The sequence below is a fragment of the Synechococcus sp. H55.11 genome (assembly GCF_047462475.1).
GTDB lineage: Bacteria > Cyanobacteriota > Cyanobacteriia > Thermostichales > Thermostichaceae > Thermostichus.
Map to the genome: position 1 here is coordinate 1 of NZ_JANSJI010000184.1, position 5,238 is coordinate 5,238.

Here is a 5,238-nt window from a genome sequence, read left to right on the forward strand (position 1 = left end):
CCCTTGTCAAAGGGCACGACTCCTGCATGTCGCCATGCAGATGGGACCATCTCTTTACCTCGTCGTTGAGGTACCCAGCGTATGGTCTCTGAGGATTCTGGCTTGAGTGCTTCCCAAGCCAGCCTTTCCTGCTGGTTGTCCGCACCAGACGGATTGTTACTCACAGGGATTAAGTTCTCCGATAGTAGAGAGTCTCCTGCGAGTACCGCTGGATACTCGGAGTTTCCAGCATATAGCTGGGTGCGCTCCTCATGGTTACCCATGAGGGGGGCAGCGAAGTCACCATAGGACCGTTAGAGTTACGGCCGGCATTCACCCGGGCTTCAGTTCAGGGCTGCACCTTGCGGCTGACCCCTCCCCTTAACCTACGGGCATTGGCCAAGCGTCGCCCCCTATACATCGGGTTTCCCCTTCGCAGAGAGCTGTGTTTTTGGTAAACAGTCGCCGGGCCCGCTTTGCTGCGACCTCTTTCGAGGCACCCCTTCTCCCGAAGTTACGGGGTCAATTTGCCGAGTTCCTTAGCGGGACTTCTCTCGCGCGCCTGAGGCTCCTCGCCTCGCCTACCTGTGTCGGTTTGCGGTACGGTCAGGTGGTTTCAACGCTACACGGGTTTTCTCGGCTCCAGTCACAGTCGCTTCGTTCACCGTGAGGATCCCTTCGTCGCCCCAGAGTTGCCGCTGGGGCGAGCGCAGCCTTCCAACTCTGCGCCCGACCGATTCTGAAGCGTCACCGCTTGGCTCCACCACCTGGGGTGGGAATGTTGACCCACTGCCCTTCGCCTACGGCTTTTCGCCCTCGACTTAGGACCGCCTAACCTTCAGCGGACGAACCTGCCTGAAGAACCCTTAGGCTTTCGGCGGACGGGATTCTCACCCGTCTTCTCGCTACTCGTGCCGGCATTCTCACTTCTGCACGCTCCAGTGGTGCTTCCGCTCCACCTTCACTGCGAGCAGAACGCTCCCCTACCGCTCCCTTGCGGGAACCCGCCGCTTCGGTAACAGGCTTGAGCCCCCTTACATTATCGGCGCAGGGTCACATTCGACCAGTCAGCTGTTACGCACTGTTTAAAGGGTGGCTGCTTCTAAGCCAACCTCCTGGTTGTTTACGCGACCCTACATCCTTTAACACTTAGCCTGTGTTTAGGGACCTTAGCGGGCGATCTGGGCTATTGCCCTTTTGACAACGGCGCTCATCCGTCGCTGTCTCACTCCCACGCTTCCTGCTATGCCATTCGGAGTTTGGTTGGGTTCGGTAACCTGGTAGGGCCCCTAGCCCATCCAGTGGCTCTACCTGCATAGCATAGCGCGTGAGGCTGCACCTCAATGCATTTCGGGGAGAACCAGCTATCTCCGCGCTCGATTGGCATTTCACCACACTAACCCCAGTTCCTCCGAGACCTTTTCAACGGTCACCAGTTCGGCCCTCCACCGTGTGTTACCACGGCTTCAGCCTGACCAGGGTTAGATCGCGCGGTTTCGGGTCTGCACCCAGCGACTGGGTCGCCCTGTGTGGACTCGCTTTCGCTACGGCTCCGCGTCTGAGACGCTTAACCTTGCCGCTGAGCACAACTCGCCGGCTCATTCTGCAAAAGGCACGCCGTCAGACTGTCCCCCAGAGGGGTATAGTCCTCCGACTGCTTGTAAGCGCACGGTTTCAGGTTCTCTTTCACTCCCCTCGCCGGGGTGCTTTTCACCGTTCCCTCACGGTACTGGTTGCGCTATCGGTAGCAAGGAGTATTTAGCCTTACCCGGTGGTCCGGGCAGATTCGCACAGGGTTCCACTTATCCCGTGCTACTCGGGATCCCGACGAGGCGTTCCACTTTTCGCATACGGGGCTGTCACCCGCTATGGCGTGCCTTTCCAGACACTTCTGCTAAGCGGAATCGCTCTCTGGTGTCGGTCCCACGACCCCAATCGGGCATGCCCGATTGGTTTAGGCTCTTCCCCGTTCGCTCGCCGCTACTGAGGGAATCTCGTTCGATTTCTCTTCCTCTGGGTACTGAGATGTTTCAGTTCCCCAGGTTCCCTCCACACCGCCTATGGGTTCAGCGGTGGGTGACCACCCATCCGGTGGCCGGGTTCTCCCATTCGGGGATCTGCGGATCAACGCCTGTTTGCGGCTCCTCGCAGCTTATCGCAGCTTACCACGCCCTTCATCGGCTCCTTGCTCCTAGGCATCCGCCGTGCGCCCTTAGTAGCTTGCCTACTTTGGCGCGCTTCTCGATGACTCCAGTCCAGTTGTCAAAGTGGAAATCGTTGGGTCCGTTGCCCGTACTGTGGGCGCCTTATCAGCCCAACCATCAACGCCCCAGAGGCGCTGGTGGTTAGGTTGGTGGAGGCGACCGGATTTGAACCGGTGACCCCCTGCGTGCAAAGCAGGTGCTCTCCCGCTGAGCTACGCCCCCACTGGTGGGCGCGATTGGATTCGAACCAATGACCTCACCCTTATCAGGGGTGCGCTCTAACCGACTGAGCTACGCGCCCGTATGTGGCTCCCTCAAAACCGAGCAGGTAGTGCTTTGCGCGCCGTAGAGAGTTGCTTCCGTTAAAGGAGGTGATCCAGCCGCACCTTCCGGTACGGCTACCTTGTTACGACTTAGTCCCCCTTACCAGCCACACCTTCGGCGGCTCCCTCCCGTGCGGGTTAGGCGACCGACTTCGGGTGCAACCGACTCGGGTGACTTGACGGGCGGTGTGTACAAGGCCCGGGAACGTATTCACGGCGGTATGGCTGACCCGCCGTTACTAGCGATTCCGCGTTCACGCAGTCGAGTTGCAGACTGCGATCCCAACTGAGGGTGGTTTTTTGGGATTCGCTCCCGCTCGCGCGTTGGCTGCCCTTTGTACCACCCATTGTAGCATGTGTGACGCCCTGGACGTAACCGCCATGCTGACTTGACGTCGTCCCCACCTTCCTCCGTGTTGACCACGGCAGTCTCCTCAGAGTGCCCGGCATAACCCGCTGGCAACAGAGGACAAGGGTTGCGCTCGTTGCGGGACTTAACCCAACACCTCACGGCACGAGCTGACGACAGCCATGCAACCGGTGTCCACGGGTCGGTGGGTTTCCCCACCGAGGCGCCCTATTTCTAGGGCGTTTCTCGTGGATGTCAAGCCCAGGTAAGGTTCTTCGGTTTGTATCGAATTAATCCACATGCTCCACCGCTTGTGCGGGCCCCCGTCAATTCCTTTGAGTTTCAACCTTGCGGCCGTACTCCCCAGGCGGGGCGCTTAATGCGTTAGCTACGGCGCCGAGGGTTAATCCCCCAACACCTAGCGCCCATCGTTTAGGGCTGGGACTACAGGGGTATCTAATCCCTTTCGCTCCCCCAGCTTTCGCACCTCAGCGTCAGCAACGGGCCAGAGATCCGCCTTCGCCACTGGTGTTCCTCCCGATATCAATGCATTTCACCGCTACACCGGGAATTCCGATCTCCTCTCCCGTCCTCGAGCTTCGCAGTATCTGGTGCAGCCTCCCGGTTGAGCCGTGAGATTTCACACCAGACTTACGAAGCCGCCTACGTGCGCTTTACGCCCAGTAAATTCGGGCAACGCTCGCCCCCTACGTATTACCGCGGCTGCTGGCACGTAGTTAGCCGGGGCTTTTTCTGTGGGTACCGTCTGCGTTCGTCCCCACTAAAAGGAGTTTACACCCCGAAGGGCTTCGTCCTCCACGCGGCGTCGCTGGGTCAGGCTTGCGCCCATTGCCCAAAATTCCCGACTGCTGCCTCCCGTAGGAGTGGGGCCCGTGTCTCAGTGCCCCTCGGGCCGATCATCCTCTCAGACCGGCTACCCGTCGTCGGCTTGGTGAGCCGTTACCTCACCAACAACCTGATAGGCCGCGGGCCCATCCCGAAGCGGAAACCCATTTAGATGCCCAAGCCGAAGCCCGCGCATCCACATCCGGTATTAGCCCGAGTTTCCCCGGGTTGTCCCAGTCTTCGGGGCAGGTTACCCACGTGTTACTCCGCCGTTCGCCGCTCTCGGCGCCCCGAAGGACGCCTACCGCTCGACTTGCATGTCTAAGGCACGCCGCCAGCGTTCGCCCTGAGCCAGGATCAAACTCTCCGTCAGAAAACGCGATTCCTGCTTACGCAGGCTCGTTTTCCAAGGTGACTGGCCTCGCAAAGCGTTCTTACCTGCCCGGTTTTCAAGGTTCAATCACCGCTTGCCGCCCTTGCAGCAAGCGCACACGCCAACACGCCTTACGGCATTTTGTCGGCGAGTCGGATTATACCACATCCCAGGCGCGTTTGTCAAGGGCATCGCCCTTCCGCACGCAGGTTCTGGGATCTCAAGGTATCACTTCCGCCCCAAAGACCCTTGCTCTGAGGCGGGCTATATAATACCATGCCCGCGACAGCGTTGTCAAGGGTTTAAGCCCGATTCGGGGCAAATTCCCCCCGAATTTCTGCCGATTCGCGGGGCGTCGGCTCAAAAAGGGCGTCGCCCCTACGCTCCGGGCTGCCGCACAACGCCCAAAAACAGCACGGCGCCCGACGGCTGATGCACAATCGCGAACAGGAACGGGCGGTCAACCACCATGTTAAACTGGTCTACGGGCACAGAGGTCACGCCGACCGTTATACCCGTCGCTGCAACGGCTTTGGCGCCCTCCTCGTCCACCTCCACCACCGCCTTCTGAATCGCCTTCTGGATGAACAGCCGCTCAGGCGCGACCTCGGCGATGCGGCTGAAGTCGGCGCGGTCAGGATCAAACGCAACGCCCATCCCCAGCGCACTTAGCGGGGACTTCAGGTCGTACTTCGCCTCGATCTTAAAACGCGGCATCTGCACGCTGCCCTGCACCACGCGGAACGCCCCAAGCCACTTGCCCGAGTTTTCGGGCGTCAGTTGCTGGCGCAGGTCGGCGACCGTGCGACCCTTGTCGGGCAGAAACAGGTAGAAGCGGTAGTCGCCCTCGCCATACGGCAGCGCGACCGCCTCGAAGCCCTCGCCCTTGAGGTAGGGCAGCCGCTCCGACAGGCGCATCATCGGAACCTGCCGCGTCTCGCCGCGCTCCAGATAAAATGGCGCATCTTGAGTCGCGTCCTTCGGGAACGGGTACTGCCACTTGCCCTCGAAGTAAAGCGTGTTCACCAGCGCGAGGCGCGTCTGCGCGTCGAAGTCGCCCGCTTGGAACAGTTTCTCGATGAGTCCCTGCGTCTGCTCTTTGACCCAAGCGTTGATGGCGTCGGCGGCAGCCTCAGCGTTCCCAAAGTCCACCGTCTCCGTGCG

General features: G+C 60.2%; 1 protein-coding gene, 2 tRNA genes and 2 rRNA genes. All 5 read right to left on the bottom strand.

All coding sequences use genetic code 11. The annotated features are described in order from the left end of the window. Window positions 1–113: 113 nt before the first annotated feature. Window positions 114–2,205 (bottom strand): 23S ribosomal RNA (locus NW853_RS07585). A 125-nt stretch (window positions 2,206–2,330) separates the two neighbouring features. Next, window positions 2,331–2,405 (bottom strand) — tRNA-Ala (locus NW853_RS07590). 2 nt (window positions 2,406–2,407) lie between these two features. Further along, window positions 2,408–2,484, bottom strand: a tRNA-Ile gene (locus tag NW853_RS07595). A gap of 63 nt (window positions 2,485–2,547) precedes the next feature. Further along, window positions 2,548–4,074 (bottom strand): 16S ribosomal RNA (locus tag NW853_RS07600). The 16S and 23S rRNA genes sit together here with 2 tRNA genes alongside, the layout of an rRNA operon. A 378-nt stretch (window positions 4,075–4,452) precedes the next feature. Continuing rightward, window positions 4,453–5,238: serpin family protein (locus NW853_RS07605; protein ID WP_414348731.1), on the bottom strand; the 786-nt coding region annotated here is incomplete at its 5' end.